General features: G+C 68.6%; 17 protein-coding genes and 2 pseudogenes. 10 read left to right on the top strand and 9 right to left on the bottom strand.

The window, feature by feature from the left end; all coding sequences use genetic code 11:
- Positions 1–72 precede the first annotated feature (72 nt).
- The gene (locus ACIBK3_RS04830) at positions 73–3645 is read left to right on the top strand and encodes a GH32 C-terminal domain-containing protein (RefSeq protein WP_399361873.1); all 3573 of its coding nucleotides are present in this window, start codon (positions 73–75) and stop codon (positions 3643–3645) included.
- Between the two features lie 43 nt (positions 3646–3688).
- Positions 3689–3976 (top strand): hypothetical protein, encoded by a 288-nt coding sequence (locus ACIBK3_RS04825; protein ID WP_399361871.1) that lies wholly within the window; start codon positions 3689–3691, stop codon positions 3974–3976.
- Between the two features lie 307 nt (positions 3977–4283).
- Here the strand turns inward: ACIBK3_RS04825 and ACIBK3_RS04820 are convergent, their stop codons facing one another.
- Both ACIBK3_RS04820 and ACIBK3_RS04815 read right to left on the bottom strand, forming a co-directional pair.
- Positions 4284–5030, bottom strand: coding sequence for a CbtA family protein (locus ACIBK3_RS04820; RefSeq protein WP_399361870.1), 747 nt, complete (start codon positions 5028–5030; stop codon positions 4284–4286).
- Between the two features lie 13 nt (positions 5031–5043).
- Positions 5044–5262, bottom strand: coding sequence for a CbtB-domain containing protein (locus ACIBK3_RS04815; RefSeq protein WP_053753999.1), 219 nt, complete (start codon positions 5260–5262; stop codon positions 5044–5046).
- Positions 5263–5501: 239 nt separating this feature from the next.
- On the opposite strand from ACIBK3_RS04815, the gene ACIBK3_RS04810 reads away from it, so the two are divergent.
- Complete coding sequence (locus ACIBK3_RS04810) at positions 5502–6077, top strand: histidine phosphatase family protein (RefSeq protein WP_399361868.1); 576 nt, start codon at positions 5502–5504, stop codon at positions 6075–6077.
- Between the two features lie 123 nt (positions 6078–6200).
- On the opposite strand, the gene ACIBK3_RS04805 is transcribed toward ACIBK3_RS04810, so the two are convergent.
- Together ACIBK3_RS04805 and ACIBK3_RS04800 are read right to left on the bottom strand one after the other, a co-directional pair.
- The gene (locus ACIBK3_RS04805) at positions 6201–6512 is read right to left on the bottom strand and encodes an ArsR/SmtB family transcription factor (protein ID WP_399361866.1); all 312 of its coding nucleotides are present in this window, start codon (positions 6510–6512) and stop codon (positions 6201–6203) included.
- A gap of 326 nt (positions 6513–6838) precedes the next feature.
- Positions 6839–7282 (bottom strand): annotated as a pseudogene (locus tag ACIBK3_RS04800) (DsbA family protein); the annotation flags it as partial.
- A gap of 1478 nt (positions 7283–8760) precedes the next feature.
- On the opposite strand from ACIBK3_RS04800, the gene ACIBK3_RS04795 reads away from it, so the two are divergent.
- The gene (locus ACIBK3_RS04795) at positions 8761–10191 is read left to right on the top strand and encodes a non-reducing end alpha-L-arabinofuranosidase family hydrolase (protein ID WP_399361864.1); all 1431 of its coding nucleotides are present in this window, start codon (positions 8761–8763) and stop codon (positions 10189–10191) included.
- 267 nt (positions 10192–10458) lie between these two features.
- On the opposite strand, the pseudogene ACIBK3_RS04790 reads toward ACIBK3_RS04795, so the two are convergent.
- The 4 genes and pseudogenes from ACIBK3_RS04790 to ACIBK3_RS04775 all read right to left on the bottom strand — a co-directional run.
- Positions 10459–10715: pseudogene (locus tag ACIBK3_RS04790) on the bottom strand (SDR family NAD(P)-dependent oxidoreductase); the annotation flags it as partial.
- Between the two features lie 162 nt (positions 10716–10877).
- Entirely contained in the window at positions 10878–12203 is a 1326-nt protein-coding gene (locus tag ACIBK3_RS04785) for an MFS transporter (RefSeq protein ID WP_399362125.1), read from the bottom strand.
- 180 nt (positions 12204–12383) lie between these two features.
- Complete coding sequence (locus ACIBK3_RS04780; RefSeq protein WP_399361862.1) at positions 12384–12578, bottom strand: alpha/beta fold hydrolase; 195 nt, start codon at positions 12576–12578, stop codon at positions 12384–12386.
- A gap of 269 nt (positions 12579–12847) precedes the next feature.
- Positions 12848–13480 carry a TetR/AcrR family transcriptional regulator gene (locus ACIBK3_RS04775; protein WP_399361860.1) on the bottom strand — a complete coding sequence of 211 codons (633 nt, stop codon included), beginning with the start codon at positions 13478–13480 and terminating at the stop codon, positions 12848–12850.
- Positions 13481–13655: 175 nt separating this feature from the next.
- Here ACIBK3_RS04775 and ACIBK3_RS04770 point away from each other — a divergent pair, with 175 nt between their 5' ends.
- The 4 genes from ACIBK3_RS04770 to uidA all read left to right on the top strand — a co-directional run bounded on the left by ACIBK3_RS04770 (position 13656) and on the right by uidA (position 18724).
- The gene (locus tag ACIBK3_RS04770) at positions 13656–14948 is read left to right on the top strand and encodes a sugar ABC transporter substrate-binding protein (RefSeq protein WP_399361858.1); all 1293 of its coding nucleotides are present in this window, start codon (positions 13656–13658) and stop codon (positions 14946–14948) included.
- Positions 14945–15898: a carbohydrate ABC transporter permease gene (locus ACIBK3_RS04765; protein WP_399361856.1), complete on the top strand. Its 954-nt coding sequence runs from the start codon at positions 14945–14947 to the stop codon at positions 15896–15898. Before ACIBK3_RS04770 ends, ACIBK3_RS04765 begins: the two co-directional genes overlap by 4 nt.
- Position 15899: 1 nt before the next feature.
- Positions 15900–16775, top strand: a complete 876-nt coding sequence (locus tag ACIBK3_RS04760) for a carbohydrate ABC transporter permease (protein ID WP_399361854.1) — start codon at positions 15900–15902, stop codon at positions 16773–16775.
- A gap of 155 nt (positions 16776–16930) precedes the next feature.
- On the top strand, positions 16931–18724 hold the full coding sequence (gene uidA / locus ACIBK3_RS04755; RefSeq protein WP_399361852.1) for a beta-glucuronidase: 1794 nt from the start codon (positions 16931–16933) through the stop codon (positions 18722–18724).
- Positions 18725–19035: 311 nt separating this feature from the next.
- On the opposite strand, the gene ACIBK3_RS04750 is transcribed toward uidA, so the two are convergent.
- Positions 19036–20469, bottom strand: a complete 1434-nt coding sequence (locus ACIBK3_RS04750; protein WP_399361851.1) for a glycoside hydrolase family 43 protein — start codon at positions 20467–20469, stop codon at positions 19036–19038.
- Between the two features lie 423 nt (positions 20470–20892).
- Here ACIBK3_RS04750 and ACIBK3_RS04745 point away from each other — a divergent pair, with 423 nt between their 5' ends.
- Both ACIBK3_RS04745 and ACIBK3_RS04740 read left to right on the top strand, forming a co-directional pair.
- Positions 20893–22476: a sigma-70 family RNA polymerase sigma factor gene (locus ACIBK3_RS04745; protein WP_399361849.1), complete on the top strand. Its 1584-nt coding sequence runs from the start codon at positions 20893–20895 to the stop codon at positions 22474–22476.
- Between the two features lie 345 nt (positions 22477–22821).
- On the top strand, positions 22822–25089 hold the full coding sequence (locus tag ACIBK3_RS04740) for a family 43 glycosylhydrolase (RefSeq protein WP_399361847.1): 2268 nt from the start codon (positions 22822–22824) through the stop codon (positions 25087–25089).
- Positions 25090–25097 lie beyond the last annotated feature (8 nt).

Below are 25097 nucleotides of genomic sequence, written 5' to 3'. Positions count from 1 at the left end.
CGGGGTGGACGTCCCCGCGGGCCGTGGCCCACCCGCCCCTGTTCTCTCTCAGGTTCTCTCTCAGGAGCCGCCATGAGCGTGTCCCGCCGTACCCTCCTGCTCGCCGGAGGAACCGCCGCCACCCTGCTGCCTCTCGGAGGCATCCTCCCCGCAGCACAGGCCGCCGTCCCGAGCGCCGCCGGAGCGACCCCCGCCGCCACCCCGATTCCCGACCCCGTCCCCGTCGCCGGTACCTGGACCCGCACCTCCGACGGCGGCCAGAAGGCGACCGCCGGCCGTCGCGGGCCCGCCCTCGCCCTGTCCGAGCAGCAACTCGCGGCCAAGGGCACGTACACGGCCCGCGTCACGCCCCAATCGCCCTCCGCCGTAGGCGCGTTGGTGTTCCGGGCAGCCCTCGACGGCTCGACCGGATACGCGGTCGCCCTCGACCTGGGCCGCGCCCGCATACGGCTCTACGACCTGGCCGGCGGCGACACCCTCGCCACCGCGCCGCTGCCCGGCGCACGGGCCGGAAAGTCGTACGACCTCGAAGTGGCCGTCGACGGACCGGAGTTGTCGGTCTACATCGACGGCAAGCGGCTCATCCACACCAAGGACCACCGCCATGACACCGGCTCGGTGGGCCTGCTCGCCCAGGGCGGCAAGGTCACCTTCGGCCCGCCCTCCCTCTCCTCGGTCACCACCAACCTCACCGGCTGGACGACGAGCGGCGGCACCTGGACGGCGAGTCCGCTGGGCTGGCGCGCGGCCCCGACCCAGAAAGCCACCGCCCGCGCCGTCACCACGACCAAGACCTACGACACCGCGCTCCAGGCCGACCTGCTCCTGCACGACGCCTCCGCCATCGCCTCACTGCTGGTGCGCACCGACGCCGAGGCCACGCACGGCTACGGCGTCCAAGTCGACGCGGACCAGGGCAGGCTGAGGCTCTACCGCATCGACGGCAACGTCACCCTCGGCACCTACGCGACCACCATCAAGGCCGACACGGTCTACCGTCTGCGCGTCGAAGCCGAACGCGACGAACTGCGCGTGCACTGGCAGACCAACTTCCTCTCTCCCGACGGCTACAGCCCCGTCATCACCGCCCAGGACTCCACCCACACGAAGGGCCGACTCGCCGTCACGGCTTCGGTCGGCGAGGTGTCCTTCGAGAACATCGCCGCGGCCGACCTCGCCACCGGCCTCCGGGGCTGGAGGGCCCGCTCCGGCACCTGGACCCCGGACCTGCGCGGCATCCGCGGCGAGAACGGCCTGCGCACGGCCCCCTTCACCGACGGTGACCTGGTGGCGAGGGCCGACATCACACCCGGCGACCGCTCCTCCTCGGCCGGCCTCGTCCTGCGCGCGTCCGCGAACGGCTCCGGCGGCTACGAAGCCCGCCTGGAAGCCGGCCGCAACGCCGTCGTCCTGCTGGACCGCTCCTCCGGCGCCCGCCTCGCCTCCGCCTCCGGCCCGGTCCGGCGCATCACGGCCGCAGGCACGTACCGCGTCGAGGCCCGCGCGACGGGCAGAACCATCGAGGTGTACGTGGACGGCGTACGGGCGCTCAGGACCCGCGTGTCCCGCACCAGGGGCGCCGCCTTCGGCACCGCGGCCGCGCACGGGACGTCGTACTTCCAGAACGTCGAAGTCCGAAGCACCGCCGACCACTTCACCGAGCCGTACCGCCCCACGTACCACTACTCCCAGCTCACCGGCTCCACCAGCGACCCCTGCGGCCTGCTGTACCACGACGGCGAGTACCACCTCTTCCACCAGGACGAGGGCCGCTGGGCGCACGCCGTCAGCACCGACCTCGTCCACTGGCAGCCCCTGCCGATCGCCCTGCCCTGGAACACGTACGGGCACTGCTGGACCGGCTGCGCTGTCGTGGACGCCGACGACACCTCCGGTCTCTTCGACGGCGGCTCGGGCCTGATCGCCTATTACACGAGCTACCACCCGGACAAGCCGGGCGGGAACGCCAGTGTGCGCATCGCGTACAGCAAGGACAAGGGCCGATCATGGCAGCTGCACGGCGGCTCGAGTCCGGCCGTGCAGAACCCGGGAGGCCCCGACGCCGGCTGGACCTTCCGCGACCCGAAGGTCATCCGCGACGAGGCTCACGACCAGTGGCTGATGGTCGTCTCCGGCGGCGACCACATCCGCTTCTTCACCTCCGCCGACCTCCTCACCTGGACCCAGGTCAGCTCCTTCGGCTACGGCGACTGGGCCACGCCCGGCGTCTGGGAGTGCCCCGACTTCTTCCCGCTGCCGGTCGACGGCGACAAGGAGAAGGTGAAGTGGGTCCTCACCCTGAGCACCGGTGCCGTACGTGCCACGAACGGCTCGGCCGCCCAGTACTTCACGGGTGAGTGGAACGGCACCGGTTTCACTCCCGACCAGAAGGCCGGCACGGTCCTGCGCGCCGACTCCGGCCGTGACCACTACGCCGCCATGTCCTTCTACGGCCTGCCCGGCGACCGCCGCGTCTGGCTCGGCTGGATGAGCAACTGGGACTACCCCTTCAGCGCCCCGACCGGCGGCTGGAACGGCCAGCTGAGCACCCCCCGCGAACTGACCCTCACGGACACCGCCGACGGCGTACGCCTGGCGCAGCGCCCGGTGCCGGAGCTGGTCACGCTGCGCACGTCCACCACGACCCGCAAGGACCTCGCCGTCGGCCCCGACTCCGCGAACCCGCTCGCGGGAGTCCGGGGCATCGCCTACGAGATCGAGGCCGAGATCAGCCTCGGCACCGCCAAGGAGATCGGATTCCGGCTCCGGACCGACGACGACCAGCACACGACAGTCGGATACGACGCCGAGGCGCAGGAGTTGTTCGTGGACCGCTCGGCATCGGGCCTGAGCGACTTCACGCAGTACTTCACGGGCCGCACCACCGCGCCGATGAAGACGACTGACGGCCGCGTGACCCTGCGCGTGTACGTCGACTCGTCCTCGGTCGAGGCATTCGGCGCAGACGGCCGAGCCGCCGTGACCAGCCTCATCTTCCCCACGCCGGACGCCGACGGCATGGCCTTCTACGCCAAGGGCGGCACCGCACACATCGACTCGCTCAAGGTGCACAAGCTGGACAGCACCTTCCGCCTGGTGGATCGGGTGAAGCCGCTGGTGGCCGCCCCGACCGGCGGTGAATTCCGCTCGGACCTCGGCAACTTGACGATCACCCCCGCCGGCCACTGGTCCACGGACAGCGCGGGCCGCGCCGGAAGTTTCGACAAGGACTCCAACGCGATCTCGTCCCGCACGGCGGCGGACTTCGACCTCACCACCCTGGTCCGGCTCGGCGGCCCCGACCCGGACACGGGCGGTGCCCTCTCCCTACTCTGGCGCGCCTCCTCCGACGGCGCCGACGCCTACTGCCTCAACATCGACCCCGACCTGCGCGTGATCCGCCTGGTCGCCAAGGCCAACGGCTTCTTCGACGACGGCGCCGCCCTCGCCCGCGTCCCGGCCCTGCTCCGCCGCGGCACGACCTACCCCGTCCGCATCCTCACCGAGGGCGACCGCATCCAGGTGTTCCTCAACGGCACACGGATCATCGACGTGACGGACACGACGTACGCCGATGGCCACATCGCCCTGAATGTGTTCGGCGGGAGGGCGGCGTACCAGGACACCTACGCGCAGGAGCTGTGACCGCTGGTCAAGCCGACCTGTTCCGCGCCAATCGCGGTGTTGGGTGCTCGGTGAGCGGGCCGACCGGGAGCAGTACGCGCTGTTGTCGGCGCAGGGCATCGTGCGCCAGGCCATGGAGATCGACGGCCTGGTGTCGGTCGCCGGCGGCCGTCGCGCCATCGAAGGCCGCTTCCTGGAGGCGGGCCACCCTGTCCATGACGCCTATGTGGGCAAGCCTCAGCCGGTCGCCGCAGCTCGCAATCCGGTGACCTACTTCGACTCCCCCCAACGCGGCCCGGACCTGCGGCTGCGGGGCGACGGTCACGCTCGGCTGGTTCCTGACCGGCCATGACCAGAAAGCCCTGCGGATGGCCAGCCCGCCGGTCCTGCCCGGCCGCGCGATCGACGCCGCCACCGGTCGCCACGTGCAGATCTGTCGAGCGCCCCAGTCGCGCCCTTTTGTCCCTCGGATGGTAAGGACAATGCACGTCGAGCCGCAGCGTCGCCACCCATACGTTGCGCCCTCGTTGTGACCTTGTACTCCATCGGTCCAGGGCGCATGCGACGCGGAGGGCAGCAGTGCGTCAACACAGTACGCAGAACACAGCGGGATCTGCCGGGCGCGCCCCCGGCAGATCCCGCCGCATGTGCCCGATGGTTCAGGCGGCCAGGGTGGAGACTCGGCCGTGGGTCGGCTTCGGGTCGAGGACACGTTCGGCCAGGTAACCGAACAGGAGGCCGAACGTCGCCCACAGCACGGCCTGGACACCGATGGAGGCCAGGCGGAACTCCCACAGGTCGGTGGCGGGGAAGCCCTTCGGGGTGTTCCCGCCGGACGGCAGGACGACCATGGCGACAGCCACTGCCGCGACGAAGGCCCCGCCGGCGGCGGTGGAGGCGTTCCAGTTGCCCCACGCCGGGGCCAGGCGACGGCCCAGCAGGATGGCGCCGATACCCAGCAGAACGCTCAGCGCGATCATCAGGACGAACAGGATGGTGCGCTTGTCGAGCGTGTCGGGGTCGCCGACGGCGGGCGGGTTCGCCGGGTACTTCAGGATCGGCACCAGGTAGACGAGGAGGAATCCGGCGAGTCCGGTGAGTGCCGCCGTCGCCCGGGCACCGAACCTGCCGATCCGGCCCAGCGCGAAGCAGAACGCCAGTGCCGCGATGCCGCCGATGGCGACACCGAAGACGAGGACGCCCGTGGCGAGACCGGCGGTCGACTGAAGCGAACGGCTGACCAGTTCTTCGCCGCCGTGTTCGTGGGAGTTGGCCTCTTCGAACGCGATGGCCGCGTCCACGGGGCCTTCCCCGACCAGATAGGCGAAGACGAAGGCGAGCACGCCGGCGGCGACGCCGGCGAGCATGCCGCGCACCAGCAGGGTGCGTACGGTGACGGAGTTCATGGATGCGGACCCGTCAGTGGCAGGGGAAGCCGAGGAGGTGGCGGGCGTCGTGCACCCACTCGTGCACGCCCTCACCGGAGACCAGTGCGGTGGCGCCCTGCTCGGCGCCGACGAAGTACAGGAGGACCAGCATCAGGACGCCGAAGAAGACGGCCCAGGGGGCGATCGTCCGCAGCGGCAGCGGCGTGAGGGTCTGGGTGGTGGGGGTGGGGGCGGCAGTGGACTGCGCCATGGCGAGACCTCCTCGGGAACATCGCGTCCCGCATCGTGTGGAGCACGCGACGACGGCGTTGGGTCTGACTCACCACCACCTCCGGGGAGGGGTGGCACACAGTGGCGCGACCGTGCCGGGCTTGCACCGGCTTCCGTGGCGCCGTCGTCCTTGTCGTCCCAGAGCGTAGGGGCAATACGGGCTTCGGCCAACATGGCGTACGCCATCTACGATGAACCGACCCCGGGAAAGGGCCTTTCATGACTGTCCGGCTCACGCTGCTGTGCGCCGCGGCGCCCACGGAACACGACGTGCGCTTCGGCGCGGACACACCCCTCGACGAGCGTGCCCTGCGGCAGGCGAGGGCAGTCGCCGGAACCCTGCCCACGACGGCCACCCTGTATACGGCACCCTCGCAGCGGTGCACACGGACGGCCCAGGCCCTGGGCTGGGACGCCGTCACCGTGGAACCGACGCTGCGTGACATCGACATGGGCTCGTGGCACGGCCGGACACTCGATGAAGTCGCAGCGAGTGACGGGCCCGGCCTCGTCGCCTGGATGTCGGATCCGGGAGCAGCGCCGCACGGCGGCGAGTCCGTGGCCGAGGTGTGCGAGCGGGTCTCCAGTTGGCTGGACGGGCTGCCGGGCGACGCAGGGCGGGTACTGGCCGTGGTCGAGCAGGCCTTGGCGCGTGCCGCGGTGGTCCACGTGCTGGACGCGCCGCAGCGGTCATTCTGGCGCGTCGACGTCCCGCCCCTGTCCACCGTCCAGCTCACCGGCCGGGACGGTCGCTGGAATCTGAGGACGGCTGCCGTCGCCGGTGGCTCCCTGTGAGCCCCTCCTACACCTGGAGCAGCGGCACGACCACAAGGCCGAACACTTACTTGCCTTCGCCGGCATAGCAGCGAGCCTCACCAGCCAACGCCGCCTTGTGGCGGCCGATGCACAGCGGAGCGCCTAGTCCGCAGCTACAACTGCCTGGATCAGGCCCGGGAATCTGCGGTCCAAGTCCTCCTTGCGGAGACGCATATACAGCCCGTTGCCGGCATCGCGCTGGTACACCAGGCCTGCTTCGCGCAGTACCCGCCAGTGTCGGGTGCGACTGGACTTGCTCACCGGCAGGTCGAAGGAAGCGCATAGCCGCTCTTCGTCCGGCCGTTCGGCCAGTTCAGCCACAACCCGGCGCCGGTTCCCATCAGCAAGCGCCAGAAGGACGGTTCCCACCTCCAGCTCCTCGGCACGAGGGTGCGCCAACTCGCCTGCCGCCATCACTTCACCTCTCGACAAGGTACGCCTGGTTGCGTACCTTACGCAGAGGTACGCAACCAGGCGTACCTTACCGCTGCTGGGGTATCCATGTCTGCACCTGCATCGTCACGTCGCCGAGTTCTGTCGCGCATCCGCTTGGTACTGCGCGAGCTCCTGCTCAGCGAGCACTCGCCTTTCATGACCCTCTGACCGGACTGACTGCCGACAAAGTCGTCTCGTAGGGGCTGATGACTTGAAGGGCTTCGTCGTCGATGGCGTTCTTGTCACGGTCCAGGGAGGTCCGCACCCGTCGACCAGATACCGCGTGGTGTGGCCTGCCCGCGCCGTCAGTCGGACAGCCGGGCATCGATGAGCGCCTTGAACGCCTCGTACGAACCGGGGATGGCGATCTGTTCTCCGTCGAGGAAGAACGTGGGGGTGCCCTGAACGCCCAGACCGAGGCCGCCGCGCTGGTCGTCCTGGACGCGTCCGGCGACCTCCGGGTCGGCGAGGTCGGCGTCGAAACGGGCCATGTCCAAGCCGAGTTCCTTCGCGTAGCCGCGGAAGACGGACTGCTTCCACTGCTGCGACTCGCCCCACTGCTTCTGGGTGGTGAAGAGCTTGGTGTACATCTCCTCGAACTTGCCCTGTCGGGCGGCGGCTTCGGCGGTGCGGGCGGCCAGTTCGCCGTTGCGGTGGCCGGGCATGGGGAAGTAGCGGGCGACGAAGGTGACCCGGTCGCCGTACTCCTCGCGCAGCTGCTCCACGACTGGGTACATCGCCCCGCACGCTCTCGCGCGCCCCGTCCGGCTCCCCCTTCGGGGCGGCGGGCAGGGCCCGGCGAGGCGGGCGTAGGAGAGCAGCAGGGCGCGGACGGGGACGCGTTCGCCGCGCCAGGCGGCCAGCGTGCGCAGCACGTGCAGCAGGGTTCCGGCCCACAGCGCGGCGGCCGTGAGGTGCACGAACGTGAGCAGCGGCCCTACGGCGGCCTGTTCGGCCTGCGGGTGGGCGCGCAGCGCCTTGGCGACCAGGACGGCGGCCAGCGGGAGGGCCGCCCAGGCGCGGCGGCGTACCAGCACGGCCACGGCGGCGGGGGCGAAGCCCGCGACCTCGATCAGGGAGAGGCCGCCGGGCCGGGTGCCGGTGAGGGAGAAGAGGGAGCCGTCGCCGAGTTGCAGGGCGGCCAGCGCGAGTGCGGCGGCGGTGCCGGTGAGCGCGGCGGGCAGGGCCCAGGAGCGCGGGCGGCGGCCTTTGCGGAGGCCGATATCGCCCAGTGGCAAGTGTGGACTCTGTGGGCCGGACTGTCGCCCGCCAATGTTCGTCCTGCACGCCGGGATCGCCTGGGAACACCTGCCGCAGGAACCCGGCTTCGGGTCGGGCATGGCCTGCTGCCGTCGCCTGGCCGAGTGGTCCGGGGCCGGAGTCTGGCCCGGCTGCACGAGGTCCTCCTCACCAAGCTCCGCAGCGCGAGCGTCCTGGATTTTTCCGGGCGACCGTCGACGGCTCCCGCATCCGGGCTTGAAGGGGCGCCAGGACCTGCGGCGTTCCATTCATGAGGCCGTGACTGTTTCGGTGTTGCTCGCGATTCCTGTGAGACGTATTGACGCCGCTCACAGCTTCTCTATGATCCAGGTTGCTCGACACTTCGACCCTTGTTCGACATGACGAACGCACCGGGGCCGCTCCTGGTGTGCGCTCTTCAACCACGCCGCCCAGGCGCTCGGTGGCTCGGTCCGCGTCACGCGGTTCGAGCTGTCCACGCCCTGAACAGAGACGATCCCGGCCACCGCCCCCGCCCGCACCCGCACCCGCACCCGACCGTACGAGGAGAGGCGTGAACGCTCAAACGTTTCGGCCGTCGCCGAGTCTCGGTCCAGGGCCTGCTGGCTGCCACCGTCTGATGACGTCGGGACCGTGACGGGCTCACCCGACGCCGTCCGAGCCTCCACTCCGGGCGCCCAAGCGGCCCAGGCAGGACGGCGAACACGGCCGGCGCCTTTACAGCAAAGCCAGAGCTCGAACGGCTCGCGCAGCACCTGGGGGTCACCGTGCGGCGGGCTTGCACCACGACGATCAACGTCCGACACAGGCCGGTGCGTTTCGCAGTAGCGCGAAGACACCGGCGCCACCGGTCTTTCGGAAGCTTTCGCAGGACCGGAAGCCACAAGAGGTCAGCCCGGTGCCCACGCACCGCCACGAACCGCACCACATCGACAGTCCGGGCAGCCTCTGACGGGGCCCGGAACCGCTCAAGGACGACGAGGTCCCCATGCGCAGATCACGTTTCACCCGCAGACATCTGTCTGCGGCGCTCGCCGCCGCGGTCGCGGCCCTGGTCACGTTGGCGGCGCTGCTCGTCGCCGGCCCGGCTCAGGCGGCCACCACCAGCGACGTGCGCAGTGTTGATTCCGGCCGCTGTCTCGACGTGGAGGGCTTCAGCCAGACCGACGGCGCGAACGTGCACATCTGGGACTGCCACGGTGGAATCAACCAGCAGTGGACGTTGACGGCCAGCAACCAGCTGACCGTGTACGGCAACAAGTGCCTGGATGTCCGGGGCGGCGCCACCACGTCAGGGACCCCGGTGCAGATCTGGACGTGCACCGGCAGTGACAACCAGCAGTGGCGGGTGAACCCCGACGGCACGATCGTCGGCGTGCGGTCCGGGCTGTGCCTGGACGTCTCGGGCTGGGGCAAGGCCAACGGCACGGGCGTGCAGATCTGGTCGTGCACCGGCGGCGCCAACCAGAAGTGGACCGGTCTGGCCGGGGCGAGCAACTCGTGTGCTCTTCCGTCGACCTACCGGTGGACCTCGACGGGTCCGCTGGCGGAGCCGGCGAACGGGCAGGTCGCGCTGAAGGACTTCACCACCACCACGTACAACGGCAAGCACCTGGTCTACGCGACCACCTCCGACGGAACGTCGTGGGGCTCGACGGGGTTCAGTCCCTTCACGAACTGGTCGGACATGGCGACGGCCGGCCAGACCAAGATGAACGAGTCCGCGGTGGCGCCCCAACTGTTCTACTTCGCGCCCAAGAACGTCTGGGTGCTGGTGGACCAGTGGGGTCAGTGGCCGCTCTACTACCGCACGTCCAGCGACCCCACCAACCCCAACGGCTGGTCCGCCCGGCAGCCGCTGTTCACCGGCAGCCTCCCCGACGGCCCCGGGGCGAACCAGAAGAACGCCCCGATCGACCCGACCATGATCGCCGACGACCAGAACATGTACCTGTTCTTCGCCGCTGACAACGGCAACATCTACCGGGCGAGCATGCCGATCGGGAACTTCCCGGGCAACTTCGGCTCCTCGTACACGACGGTCATGAGCGACGCAAGGGACCTTCTGTTCGAGGCGCCGCAGGTCTACAAGGTCCAGGGCCAGAACCAGTACCTCATGATCGTTGAGGCGCAGGGGACGAACCGCTACTTCCGCTCGTTCACCGCCTCCAGCCTGAACGGTCCGTGGACCGTCCAGGCCGGCAGCGAGAGCAGCCCCTTCGCGGGCCAGTTCAACAGCGGTTCCACCTGGGCCCAAGGCGTCAGCCACGGTGACCTGGTCCGCAACAACCCCGACCAGACCATGACCATCGATCCCTGCAACCTGCAGTTCCTCTACCAGGGCCTCCCCAACAACACACAGGAACCCAACTACCTGAAACTGCCGTACCGGCCGGGCCTGCTCACCCTGCAGCGCTGACCCGCCTATCCACAGTGATCGCGATGTGGTGCGGTCCGCCGACGCGTAGACGAGCTGTTTACGGCGTGGGCAACCCCACCCGCTGACCGACACTCACCGCCTCGAGGAACCCCAGCCGTGCGTCGGCTGGGGTTCCTTTCTTTCGCGGACCTTCGCGGACCTTCGCGGACCTTCGCGGCACCGGCCTCGGTCACCCCCGATCCCGGGTTCTCGCGCAGTGCTGTGACAACCGCAAACCCCACACCACCGCCGCGCCCGACCTTTGTGGGGTTGGGGGGCGGCTGGGAGCCGCACGCCGGCCGCGTCGAACGCGGTGCTGGTCCAGGCCGGTTCGACGAGCAGGACGCGTACGCCGTACTCGCGGACCTCGTGGTCGACGGACTCCGAGTGGCCCTCGACGGCGTGCTTGAGGCGACGTAGACCGCCATGTAGGGCTGCGGCATGAACCCGACGATGGACGAGATGTTGATGACGCGCCCGCCGCGCTGGACACGCATGTACGGCAGGACGGCATTCGCCGACCGATGTCGCAGGCGGCGAGCCGGTGCGGGCGCTGCGGGTTGATGCCGGTGAGGAATTGGCGGACGTATGCGGGTGATACCGGCTCGGCGAGCAGGGTTCCGTCGGTCACCTCACCGGAAAGGGCGAGCGATATCTGCCGTGTGGATGTACTCGCCCAGCAGGGCTCATGAGCGGTCTCCTTGCTGTTGCCCCGCGGCATTTGGGCTGGGTTGCGTGCGCTGGGCCACGTCCGCTGCGGTGGCGGTGCGGTCGCGGGTGTCGGCGGCCGGAGCGATGAGGATGGCGGAGGCGACGAACACCAGAACCGCCACCATTGCCGAGCGCAGCCCGTAGTGGTCGCCCAGGAAGCCGAGGGCGGGCGGCCCGACGAGGAAGGCGACGTAGCCGATGATGGCGACCAGTGAGACGCGGGCGGTCTGGTCGGGGCCCGAGTCGCCCGCCGCCGACAGGGCCACCGGGAAACCGAGAGAAGCTCCAAGTCCCCAGAAGAGTACGGCTGTTGCGGCCACGACAGTGTTGTCGGAGAAGATGACCAGGAGGAGTCCGACGGCACCGGAGACGGCGCTCGCGCGCACGACAGCGGCTCGCCCGAAACGACCGAGGAAGAACCCGCCGCTGAAGCGTCCCAGGGTCATCGCCGCCGCGAACCCCACAAAGACGAGCGAGCCCATCGCGGCGTCAAGGCCGTGGCCGTCGACCATGAGCAGCGGCAGCCAGTCGTTGGCGGCGCCCTCGGCCAGCGCCATGGCCAGCACGATGGCGCCGATCAGCAGCAGCTTCCGGTCCTTCCACACCTGCGGCTTGGATCCTCGCCCCGGCCCCGGCTCAGGCCCCCGCGTCGACGGGGGCGCGGCGCTGATGCCGATGCCGGGCGGAACGGCACGCAGGGCGTGGACCAGAATCCCCGTGGCGGCCAGGGCGACGACGGCCAGATGCCATGGGACGGGGAACGCGACGGCGGTGGCCGCCATCCCGGCCGAACCCCCGATGACCGTGCCCAGGCTGAAGCAGCCGTGCAGCGTGGGCAGCACCGTGGTTCCGGTGATGCGCTCCACGTCGGCGCCGTCCACGTTCACCGCCACTTCGCCCCCGCCCATGCCCGCGCCGAACAGGCACAGTCCCGCGGTGACCAGGGGCGCCGACGGCACGGCGCTGCCCACACCGATGACGACCGTGCCCGCGATGATCAGGAGAGTGCCGAGCGCGATGACCGGCCGGGTGCCGAACCGGGATACGAAGCGGCCGGAACACAGGATCCCGATCATGGAACCGACGGACAGCCCGAACAGGACCAGCCCCATCTGCCCGGTGGACAGGTCAAGCCGATCCCGGACATCCGGGGTGCGCGTGACCCAGGACGACATGGCGATGCCCGGAAGAAAGAACAAGAGGAACAAAGCTTGACGGCGTCGGCGTACGGCGCGATCTGCCAAGGGGGAGCTCCGCGGGGTTCGGAGGAAGGGTTCGCAAGGCGATCCGAAACGGCGGATCGCTTGCCGAGTATCCGCACACTCGGCAAGCGATCGGCAAGAGCGGGCGTACGGCCGGCGGGCTCCGGGGCCGCCGTTCGCGCTCTCCCTACCCCGCCGAGGGCGGCTCCGACGGGGCAGGGCCGCTGATCAGCCGTCACGACGCGTGTCGTCGGTGACCGTCTCGCGACGGAAGGGCTGTCAGCGGTCGAGGAAGACGTTCACTTGCTTGCCGAACTCGGCGGAGTACTGGAAGAGGAACCCGTGGCCGGCGTTCGAGTAGACGCTCAGCCGGGCGTTGGGGAGGTACTTGGCCGGCAGGCGGGAGTTCTTGGCGGGCATGAGGATGTCGCTCTCACCGTCGGCGACCAGGACGGGCTGGAAGAGGGCGTTCAAGCGCACCAGCTTGGACTTGTCGGGAATGCCCCAGTCGGGCCACGCGGTGAGCGGCCTCTTGCACGGCGCAGGACCACGCGGCTGAGCCGCAACTGCTCGGCAGAGCATCCACCGATCGGCTGCCGTCGCCGAAGCATGCCGGCGGCACTCGTACCCGGTGGCACTGCTCGGCCCGGACGATCACGCGGACGTAGTGCGGGAGTCTGTCCGCCGAGCAGCAGCTCGCCTGGATCATCCACAGGCTGCTGACCCGGCCGCACGGATGGTTGCTACGGGTGCCGATCGCCGACGGCAGGATCGCCCAGCAGATCCTCCAAGCCGGCCGATATCCCGGCCAAGAGATCACGCCGCGGGTCGATGAGCCACTGGAGCTGGAGGCCGTCCCACATCGCGACAAGGGCCGCCGCGATCAGCTCGGGGTCCCTCCGGTTCGAGATACGACCCAGTTCCTGGTCTCTGCGTACCGCGGTCGTGAAAGCGGTGACGACCCGCTCGTACCTGTCTCGGAACCACTCGTGCGCCGGGTGGTCGGGAGCCGAGGCCTCCGCGGCCATCAGGGCGAGGAGCCGCAGCATCTCCTGTCTTTCCAGGTTGCGGCGGACGTACCGCAGGACCGCGTAGGCCACACCCTTTCCCCGGCTGTCCGACTCGAAGGAGTCGATGCTCGCGTAATCGGCGTTCTCGAGGACGGCCACGAGCAGCGCGCTCTTGCTGGGAAAGTGGTGCACGACGCTGGTCAGGCTGAGGTCGAGCTGCTTGGCGATCTCCCTCAGGGACCCTCCACGGTAACCGCGAGCCGCGAACACGGCGGTCGCTGAGGCGACGATCTCGGCCCTGCGCTGTGCGCTCTTGGCATACGGGCCCCGGCGAGTGGCCGGACGGGCCGCCGTCTTCTCGGTCATACCCCCAACCCTAAGCGGGCGGTGCGGGGCAGTGTCCGGCCGATAATCCGCCAACATCACCCACGCTGAAAGTATGGCACCTGTTCGGTTTTCGCTGTACGGTCTCGCTGACCCACACCACGACGTGCGGTAGAGCCGCTCACGCATCCACCGGGTGGAGAGGAGACGGACAAGGATGTCCACCTCGCATTTGTCGAAAGCGATCATCGGCGGTCTGGCCGCCACACTGGTTCTGGCCGGTTGCGGCCGGTCCGACACACAAGGCAGTGGGGGCGCCAAGGGTGCTCCCATCGGCGACTCACCTGCCAAGGGCGAGATCAACGTCTGGGCCATGGGCACCGAGGGCGAGCGCCTGCCCGAGTTGGCCGCGCGCTTCCGGAAGGCCAACCCGGACGCGAAGGTGAAGGTCACGGCCATCCCGTGGCAGGACTACGCCAAGAAGGTCGAAACGGCCATCGCCTCCCAGGACACACCGGACGCCACGCTCGTCGGATCCGCCGACCTGACGAACTTCGCCTCGACGGGCGGACTCGAGCAGGTGCCGGCCGGCCTCGTCGACACCTCGTCCTTCTACCGAGGTGCCGCTCGGAGCACCACTTACGACGGGGGCACGTACGGCGTCCCCTGGTATGCGGACACCCGCGTCCTGTTCTACCGCAAGGACCTGGCCCAGGCCGCCGGAGTCTCCGCGCCGAAGACCTGGAAGGAGTACGGCCCGTTCCTCAAGGCCCTCCAGAAGCAGGGAGCGAAGTGGGGCCTGGCGCTGCCCACCGGCGTGGCGGCGAGCTGGCAGGGCGTCCTGCCCTTCATGTGGCAGGCCGGTGCGCGTCTCATGAACGACAACGGCACCGAGTTCACCTTCGACACACCCGAGGCGCTCAAGGGGCTGGAGTTCTACCAGTCGTTCTTCACGTCGAAGACCTCGACCCGCAACGGGGCGGTGAGTCTCGGGGAGATCGAGCCGCAGTTCGTCGCCGGTTCCACGGCCGCACTCGTCTCGGGCCCCTGGGAAACGGCACTGCTGAAGGGGGCGGGCGGAGCGGACTTCGTCAAGGACAAGGTGGGGGTCGCCACGCTCCCGAAGGGAGCGACGTCCAACGCCAGCTTCATCGGGGGAGGGCACTGGACGGTCTTCAAGAACGCGAAGAACCGCGACGGTGCCTGGAAGTTCATCCGGTGGCTCTCCCGGCCCGACGTCCAGCAGGACTGGTACGAACTGTCCGGAGACCTGCCCGCCGTCCAGGCGGCCTGGGATGAGGGGAAGCTCAAGTCGGACCCGACGCTGACCGTCTTCCGATCCCAGCTCCGGACCGCGCTGCCCGGCCCGGCCGTCACCACCTGGAAGCCGATCGCAGCGGTCCTCGATGCCGAGATCGAGAAGGTGGCCAAGGGGGTCTCGTCACCGAAGGCTGCCCTGGAACGGATTCAGGCGAAAGCGTCCGCGATCGGAACGGGGCCGGCTCGATGACCACGGCGACCTCCCTGAAACCCGTACGCGAGAGGTCTTCCGCCAGGCAGCCGGCTCAACGGTCGAGGCGCGATTCCGGACACCTGCGGCGCACACTGATCGCCTGGGCCTTCTGCTCACCCTTCGTCCTGCTGTTCGCCACGTTCGGCATCTGGCCGGTCTTCTCGTCACTGTCGATGAGCGTCACCGACATCACCAGCAGGGACGTGCAGACGCCCTTCAGCGTCAACTTCGTCGGCCTGGAGAACTACACCGCGCTCTTCGACGATCCCACCTTCGTCCGCTCCGCTTTGAACACGCTCTATTTCGTCGCCGTGGGCATACCACTGACGATGGTGCTCTCTCTCGCCGTAGCCGTCGCACTCAACTCCGGCATCCAGCGTGCGAAGGGCTTCTTCCGGGTCGCCTACTTCGCCCCGGTCGTGACGAGCATTGTGGCGGTGGCGGTCGTGTGGAGGTACCTCTACAAGCCCGACGGGATGATCAACTCGGTCCTGTCCGTAGTGGGAATCTCCGGGCCGGACTGGCTGAACGATCCCAACTGGTCCATGCCCGCCCTCATACTGATGGCGGTCTGGCGGCACTTCGGAATCCCCATGGTGATCTTCCTGGCGGGACTGCAGTCGATACCGCCCGAACTGCACGAGGCGGCCGTTGTGGACGGCGCGTCCCGCTGGCGGGCCTTCCGCAGCGTGACCTTGCCGCTGCTCCGGCCCACCACGCTGGTGGTCGCCATCCTGCTCAGCATCAGCTACCTCCAGTTCTTCGAGGAACCGTTCGTCATGACGAGCGGCGGCCCCTTGGACAGCACGACGTCGATCAGCTACTACGCCTACCAGCAATTCGGCTTCGGGAACTACGGACTGGCATCGGCCGCGTCCTATGTGCTGGTCACCGCGATCGCCCTACTGAGCCTTCTTCAGTTCCGCATCTTCCGAGCGAAGGCCTGACATGACCGCCACCACCACAACGACAGGACCAGCCTTCCAGGACCGGCGTCCGTCCCGGCGAGTCCCCACGGCTCGTCTCGTTCTCTACGGCGCCCTCGTGCTCGGACTCCTCGCGACCCTGGCGCCCTTTGCCTGGATGTTCCTCGGTTCGGTGAAACCGACGGGTGAGATCGTCGCCCACCCGAGTTCCTGGCTCCCCCGGTCACCGACCTTCGCCAATTTCGAACAACTGCTGTCGAAGCAGAACTTCGGACTGTACTTCCTGAACAGCACACTCGTCGCGGTGGCTTGTGTGCTGGGAAACCTGCTGTTCTGCTCGATGGCCGGATATGCCTTCGCGAAGATCGAGTTCGCGGGGAAGCGTCTGCTGTTCGGCCTCGTCCTCACCATGCTGATCATCCCCGGCGTCACCACCTTCGTCCCACTGTTCGTGCTCGTCAGCAACATGGGCCTGGGCAACTCCTATCTCGGCCTCATCCTGCCCTTCCTCGTGACACCGTTCGGCGTGTTCATCATGCGGCAGTTCATCCGGGACATCCCGGACGCCCTCGTCGAGGCGGCGCGCCTCGACGGTGCGGGCGAATCCCGGATCTTCCTCAGGGTGATCCTGCCGTTGACACGGCCGGCGCTGGCGACACTGGCGATCCTCACCTTCCTCGCGCAGTGGAACAACTTCCTGTGGCCGCTCGTCATCGCGCAGACCGAGGACCACTACACGCTGCCCGTCGCCCTCGCCCTCTTCTCCACGGGAGCCAACGGCACCAACTACGGCCTGCTGCTGGCCGGGGCGGTCACGGTCGTCACACCGATCATCCTGCTCTTCCTCGCCCTGCAACGACACTTCATCCAGGGCATCGCCAACACCGGCATCAAATAGACCACCGCCGCCCGCCCCGACAGGACCGCCACCCGCCCCGACCGGCCCCCGGGGTGCTGACCGTCCCCTGGGCGCCCTTCATCCCCGCCTATTCGACCTATTCGGCCTATTCGACCGCCGCGTCGACAGGCGCAAACAGAACAGGAGAACCAGCCATGCTTCGTCCCCAGGACGGCCCCACTCGTGAACGCCGCTCTCTCGGCGGCCTGTGGAGCTTCCGCCTGGACGCGGAGGGGGCCGGCCGTGCCGAGGGCTGGTGGCGCTCGCAGCTCGCGGGCGCCGTGGACATCCCTGTGCCGGCCAGTTACAACGACATCTTCCCGGACACGACCGTCCGTGACCATGTCGGCGACGTCTGGTATCAGACGCGGGTATGGGTTCCTGCCGGGTGGGCGGGGGAACGGACGGTACTCCGCTTCGACGCCGCGACGCATCGCGCCACCGCCTGGGTCAACGATGTCGAGGTCGCCCGGCACGAAGGCGGTTACACCCCCTTCGAGGCCGACGTCACGGCGCACTTGCGGCCGGGTGCCGAGAACCGTGTCACCGTCGTGGTCAACAACGAACTGACCTGGGAGTCGATACCACCCGGCCGAGTGGAGGAACGCGAGGACGGCCGCCGGGTGCAGCACTACTTCTTCGACTTCTTCAACTACGCGGGCCTGCACCGACCCGTGTGGCTGTACACCACGCCCCCCGTCCACATCACCGACATCACCGTGACCACCAGCCTGAAGGACACGACCGGCTTCGTCGCCTACCGCGTGGACAGCACCGCTCAAGCCGATGAGCACGTGGTGCGTGTCTCGCTGCGCGATGCCTCCGGGGCCGAGGTCCATGCCGCCACCGGGGCGGTGGGGACCCTCAGGATCGAGGACGTGCATCCCTGGGCGCCCGGAGACGGCTATCTCTACGAACTCGAGGCCACGCTGTGGAGCACCTCCGGCGACCTCGTCGACAGTTACCGGCAGTCCGTGGGGGTGCGCACCGTAGAGGTACGGGGCAAGGAATTCCTGATCAACGGAGTCCCGTTCTATTTCAAGGGTTTCGGCAAGCACGAGGACGCCGCCGTGCGCGGCAGGGCTCACGACGACACCCTGATGGTGCATGACTTCGCCCTGCTGGAGTGGACCGGCGCGAACTCGATCCGCACCTCGCACTACCCCTATGCCGAGGAGGTGCTGGACTACGCGGACCGACAAGGTGTGGTGGTCATCGACGAGACGGCGGCCGTCGGCCTGAACCTGAACATCGCGGGAGGTGTCTTCGGCTCCGGCCGGAAGGCGTCTACGTTCTCGCCCGACACCGTGGGTGAGAGCACACTTCGCACGCACCTGCAGGCGGTGAGGGAGCTCGTGGCGCGCGACAAGAACCATCCGAGTGTCGTGCTGTGGTCCATCGCCAACGAGCCGGACAACGTCCAACCGGAGGCGCGCGACTACTTCGCTCCACTGGCTGCCGAGGCACGCCGACTGGATCCCTCACGGCCCGTCGCCTACGTCAACGCGCTCATGGGGAAACCGGACGAGTGCGTGGTCACCGACCTGTTCGATGTCGTGCTCCTCAACCGTTACTACGGCTGGTACTTCGGCCCCGACGACCTGGCGGCGGCCGAGACGGAGTTGGAGGCGGAACTGCGGCAGTGGGCCGCCGCCCACGACAAGCCCATCGTCATCACCGAGTACGGAGCGGACACCTACCCCGGACTGCGCAGCGTCGTACCCAGCCCGTGGACCGAGGAGTACCAGACCGAACTGCTCGACGTGTATCACCGGGTGTTCGACCGTGTCGACGCGGTCGTCGGCGAGCAGGTCTGGAACTTCGCCGACTTCGCCACGGCGCCCGGTGTCTTCCGTGTCGACGGCAACAAGAAGGGAGTGTTCACCCGCGAACGTCGGCCGAAGGGCGCGGCGTTCAGTCTGCGGGCCCGCTGGCGGAAGGCCGACTAGCCAGTGGTGTGGCGGCGCTGGGGACCCAGCCGGCCGAAGTTGCCCTCGGCCACCGCCATCACGGCCGTGTTCAGCGAGGCAGACCACGGCGGGATCCTGTGGTCCCCTGTGGTCCCCGGTGGTCCGGGCCGAGGGTCTGTGCCCCGGGCTTGGCGGACGACCCGACGACCGCGGTGCCGGACGTGTCGCGGAACACCAGCGCACCGCCGCCGACGGAGCCGGTGTGCGGGTCGTTGGTGGCGGCGCCGGGCGGGGTCCAGCCCCATGGTGCCGGCGCTCTCCCATGGAGGCGCCGGCATCCCGGTTTCAGGTCAGTTCGTCACGCGGAACGTGGCGTCGCCGCGTGCTGTCGCGGTGGTGATCGGGTCGAGCCGGAGTTCGTAGGCGTAGTGGCGGATGTAGCGGTCGGGGAAGTTGTAGGACTGGAAGGACGACCAGGTGGAGTCGGCGAGCCCGGCGACCTGGCGGAAGGTGGCGTCGGCGGCGAACTGGCTGGTGCCGTCGTTGTAGGCGAGCTGGAAGTCGTAGTTGGAGTGCCGCAGGAAGTAGCCGGGGAAGTTCACCGACTCGAAGGAGACTGTGCCCGAGCCCGCGAGGCCGGTCCTGATCCGGAACTGGGAGTCCGGGCTGGTGCTGACGTTCTGGTCGATGCGCACGTCGAAGTTGGTGTGGCGCACGTAGCGGTCCTGGAAGTTGTACGACTGGAGCCGTTTGGCCGGAGTGTTGGGCCAGCGTGCGAGCACGCGGGCCTCCTCGGCGGCGGTCAGGTTCATGATCCAGCCGTGGCGCTTCTTGGTGCCGCCCATGTTGTAGCTCGTCGACGCCTGCTTCTGGTAGGCGGCGGGGTTCGACGGGTCGGTCGTCAGGACCGGCATGTAGCCGCCGCTGGTGGCGTACTGGTCCAGGTAGAGGGCCCACTTGTTGGTGCCGTTGAACTTCATCCACATCGGGCCCTCGACCTGGGAGCCGGGCAGGCCGATGCCGGAGAGGTCGCCGAGCCTGGTCCAGGTCCCCAGGATCGAGTTGCTGCCCTCGAGCGTGATCTGGCCGTCGCCGGAGGCCCGCACGTAGCGGTAGTTGCCGACGCCGGCCGGCATCTCGATGATCTGGGTGTCGATGATTTCCTGGGTGCCGGGGCGCTCGATGTAGCTCTGCGGCGTGGTGATGGTGCGGAAGTCGCTGGTGCGGGCGTAGAAGATGCGGTGCTTCGTCGCGCCGTTGAGGGGCACGTTCGTCGCCCAGTACAGCACGTAGTCGTTGCCGGCCGGGTCCCAGATCGCCTCCGGCGCCCACGCGTTGCGCCCGTCGGGGATGGCGCCGGCGACGTTCAGCAGCCACGGCTGCGACCAGGTGACCAGGTCTGTCGACTCCCACACCACAAGACTGCGGCTGCCGTCGTTGATGGACTGACTCCACGTCTGCCCGCAGTCGATGCACAGGTCGGTCGCGATGATCCAGTACTTGCTGCCATCAGGGGATCTCACGAATGCGGGGTCGCGCACACCCTTCGTGCCGATCGGGGAGCGCAGGACCATGCCTCCGCCGTTGAGGTCGTTCCAGTGCAGGCCGTCCGTGCTGTGCGAGAGGTACATCTGCTGATTGGTCGACCCCTCCCCGGTGAAGTGCACCATCAGGTAGCCCGGGTCGGCGGCGGCGGCCCGCTGAGGAGCGGTCAGGGTTTGTGCTGTGAAGAGCAGGCCGACAGCGACGAATATCGCCGCCAGCCGGTTGAGAAGCACGGACATGTACATTCCTGTCTTTCTGCGGGTGCCGGGGTGAGGTGAAAGACATCCTTGTTTCGCTCCGGGAGAGGGAGCGGAGGCGAGCTGAAAGTTCCGGCGAATACATGCCTGGTTCGAAATACCGGACATTGTTCGTGAAAATCAGCGAAAAGTTAGAGGTGAGTAAGAGTGGGTGTCAAGAGGGAGGAGCCAAGAGGAGCAGCGTTGCCTCCGTCTGTCCTCACCGATGGGGTCGTCCGCAGGAGTCGTACGCAGGAGTCGTACACACGGGAGACGCACCGCCGCGCCGCGCATAACGGAAAACACGGAACGGACGACGGGCGTGGGGCGGCACCTGAGAAACGACCCACGCAAATCCTCCGGATTCGCTCCTGACACACTGTCGCCCTCGATACATCGGCAAGGCGACGGGACAGGTGGGGCGGGGTGCGCTCGCAGGACACGCCAGAACGGCCGGACGTCGCCGTCGTCATGGCAGCGCGAGCCGGGGACCGGCAGGCCTCGGAACAGCTGATACGGGACTGTCTGCCGTTGGTCTACAACATCGTCGGGCGGGCGCTGGACGGGCACAGCGACGTCGACGACGTGGTCCAGGAGACGATGATGCGGGTCCTGGACGGGTTGCCCGGGCTGGAGCAACCGGATCGGTTCCGGTCCTGGCTCGTCGCCATCACCGTGCGACAGATCCATGACCGGTGGCGCAGAGGGCGCACCTGGCTCACTGCGGAACCGCTGGCGGAGAACGCCCACGAAACAGAGGCGCAGGCCGACTTCTCCGACCTGGCGATTCTTCGGCTTGCGCTGTCGGGCCAGCGGCGTGAAGCGGTGGAGGCGACCCGCTGGCTGGAGGACGAGGAACGCGAGGTACTCGCGCTGTGGTGGATGGAGAGCGCCGGTGAACTGACCCGCGGCGAGCTCTCGGCGGCCTGCGGCCTCACACCGCAGCATGCCGCGGTCCGAATCCAGCGGGTCAAGGAACGGCTGGAGACGGCGCGCACCGTCGTACGAGCCGTGACGGCCTCGCCGCGCTGCCCGGACCTGGCCGTCGTGCTTGCCTCGTGGGACGGGCGGCCGTCCGGGCTGTGGCGCAAGCGGCTGGCACGCCATGTCCGCGACTGTCCGCAGTGCCTGTTGAACTCGTCCGACCTGATACCGGCGGAGGGGCTGCTGGCCGGCCTCGCGCTGGTGCCGGTGCCGGTCGGCCTGGCCGGCCTGGTACTGGCCAGGGCGCTGGGGGTGGGCTCGGCCGGAGCGACCGTCGGCGCGGGCACGCGTACGGCGAGCGGAGCGAGCCGTACGGCGCGGACGATCGGCAGGCTGGCCGCCAAGCCCGCGGCGACGGCAGCCGCAGGTGCCGTCACGCTCGCCGCTGCAGGAGTGGCCTGGTACACCGCCACGGGATCGCACGAGCCGGCCCCGCGGCCCGCCGTCGCGGCCCCGCTGTCGCCCGCCTCCTCGTCCGTGCCGCCGTCCCCGAGAACGTCCACGTCACGGACACCGACACGGACACGGACACCGACACGAACACCGACATCGACGCCGACAGCAGCCCCGGCGACGACGGCTGAGGCGCGGTTTTCGGGGCGGCATGCCCTACGGTCGGTCGACAACCCCGGCGACTACGTGAGCCAGTCCGGCCGACTCGGCGTCCTGGCCCCGGTCGGCGCCACCAGTTCCGCGGCCACCCGGCAGTCGGCCACCTTCACCTTCGTTCCCGGCCTGGCCGACCCCCGCTGCTACTCACTCAGGGACGCCACCGGCAGGTATCTGCGCCACTACGCCTTCCGCATCCGGCTGGACACCGACGACGGATCCGCCATCTTCCAGAAGGACACAACCTTCTGCCCCCGTTCCGGTTCCACGGCCGGTTCGGTCTCCCTGGAGTCGTACAACTACCCCGGCCGCTACCTCCGCCACCGGGACAACCTCCAGCTGTGGCTCGACCCTTCCGAGAACACGGCCGCCCACCGGGCCAGCCGCTCCTTCGTCCTCGTGGCGCCCTGGACCTGACACTGAACGGCCTTGGTCTGAAACTCGCGTGACGTCGGGCCAGGCCGACGAGAACGCGCCGGGTGTCCTCTCGGTCATGCCGTAGCCCTGCCGCAGTGCGCGAAATGGGACGAGCGGCCGAGCCGGAAGGAAATTGTTCGACCTATCGGACATTGTTCGTAAAGTATTGACGTCGGCTCGTGGCTCACTTCACACTCACGCAGCGCGATGTCATACGGGCGGCACGTCAGCACCTCGGCCGAGGTCTCGGGGCCCCTCCTCAGGCATGTCTTCATCACGGGATGTGAACCGATGCACAGCGTGAGACCTCAGGGCCGCCCGAGAGTCCGGACCGGCGCTCTGGCCATGGTGGCCGCTGCTTCGCTCCTGGTGGGCGTCGCCGGCCTGTCAGCCCCAGCCCACGCGGCGGAAATCACCGACGGCCTGGCCCTCTGGTACAAACTCGACGCCACCTCGGGCACCGTGGCGGTGGACTCCTCGGGCAACGGCCGCAACGGAACCGTCAACGGAACCGCCGGCTGGTCGGGGACGGAAGGACTGACGTTCAACGGCTCCGACACCTACGTCAAGGTGCCGGACAACATCATGAGCGGGATGAACTCGATCACCGTCTCGATGGATGTGCAGATCGACGCCGCCCAGGCCACGCCGTACTTCCTCTACGGCTTCGGCAACACCAGCAACGGCGCCGGGAACGGGTACCTGTTCACCACCGGCAACACCTTCCGGACCGCCATCGCCTCCGGGGGATTCTCCAGCGAGCAGAACACCCGGACGTCCGCCGCGCTGCCGCGCTCGGTCTGGAAGCACGTCACCTACACGCAGACCGGCACCACGGGCGTCCTCTACCAGGACGGCGTGGAGGTGGCCCGCAACACGTCGGTCACCATCACACCCGGTTCCATCGGGTCCGGCATCACCACGGCCAACTACATCGGCAAGTCGCTCTACAGCAGTGACAAGCTCTTCAAGGGCAAGATGCGCGACTTCCGGGTCTACAACCGCGCGCTGTCGCCCGGTGAGGTCCTCGCAGTCACCGGGAACACCACGGGCATCGCCGCGGTCACCCACCCCTCGCTGAAGATCGCCGCCATCGTCGACGACGCCAACAGCAGGATCACGCTGCCGATGAAGGAGGGCACGGACCTCACCGCGCTCGCCCCGCAGTTCACCCTCGCGCAGGGCGCGTCCATCAGCCCGGCCTCCGGCACCCCGCGCGACTTCACCGCGCCCGTGACGTACGAGGTGACCGGCTCCGACGGCGCGAAGCGCACCTGGACGGTGTCGGCGCTGATCATGAAGAGTCCGGTCCTGCCCGGGCTGACCGCCGACCCGAACATCGTCCGCTTCGGCGACACCTACTACATCTACCCGACCACCGACGGCTTCGCGGGATGGAGCGGTACGCAGTTCAAGGCGTACTCCTCCAAGGACCTGATCCACTGGCAGGACCACGGCGTCGTCCTGGACCTCGGTCCTGACATCGGCTGGGCCGACAGCCGCGCCTGGGCCCCGACGGCGACCGCGAAGAACGGGAAGTACTACTTCTACTACTCCGCCGACACGAACATCGGTGTCGCGGTCTCCGACTCACCCACCGGCCCTTTCACGGATCCCCTGGGCAAGCCGCTGATCGCCCGCGGCGCCTATGCCGGCCAGATGATCGACCCGGACGTCTTCACCGACGACGACGGTCAGTCGTATCTCTACTGGGGCAACGGTCACGCCTATGTGGTCCCGCTGAACGACGAGATGGTCTCCTTTGACCCCTCGAAGGTCACCGAGATCACCCCGAGCGGCTACAACGAGGGCTCCTTCGTCATCAAGCGCCAGGGCACCTACTACCTCATGTGGTCGGAGAACGACACCCGGGACGAGAACTACCGCGTCGCCTACGCCACCGGCCCGTCCCCGACCGGCCCGTGGACCAAGCGGGGCGTGATCCTGGAGAAGGACCTCGCCCTCGGCATCAGGGGGACCGGCCACCACTCCGTGGTGCAGGTGCCGGGCACCGACGACTGGTACATCGCCTACCACCGGTTCGCCATCCCCGGCGGTGACGGCACCCACCGCGAAACGACCATCGACAAGCTGGAGTTCGACGCAGGCGGCCTGATCAAGAAGGTCGTCCCCACCCTGAGCAGCGTCGACCCGGTCTCCGGCGGCACCGCCCTGCCGACGAACACCACCCGCTCGCTGCAGTCGGTCAACTTCCCCGGCCGCTACGGCGTCGTACGCTCCGACAGCCTCGGCTACCTCGACCCGGTGACGTCCTCCAGCACCACGGCGGTCAAGCAGAGCGCCACGTTCACCATCGTCCCCGGCCTGGCGGACGGCGGCTGCTACTCCTTCCGTGACTCCTCCGGTCGCTACCTGCGCCACAAGGACTTGCGGATCCGCCTCGACGCGAGCAACGGCACGACGCTCTTCAACAAAGACGCCACCTTCTGCGCCCGGCCGGGTTCCGTCACCGGCTCGGTCAGTCTGGAGTCGTACAACTACCCCGGCCGCTACATCCGCCACTACAACTACGAGCTGCGCGTCGACCTCTACCAGGACAACGCCACCTTCCGCGCCGACAGTTCCTTCAAGGCGGTCGGCCCCTGGGCCTGACCGCGTTC

This window comes from Streptomyces sp. NPDC050287, from assembly GCF_044459385.1.
Classification (GTDB): domain Bacteria; phylum Actinomycetota; class Actinomycetes; order Streptomycetales; family Streptomycetaceae; genus Streptomyces.
The sequence above is the reverse complement of the archived record's forward strand: the minus strand, read 5'-3'. Positions and strand labels throughout refer to the sequence as shown.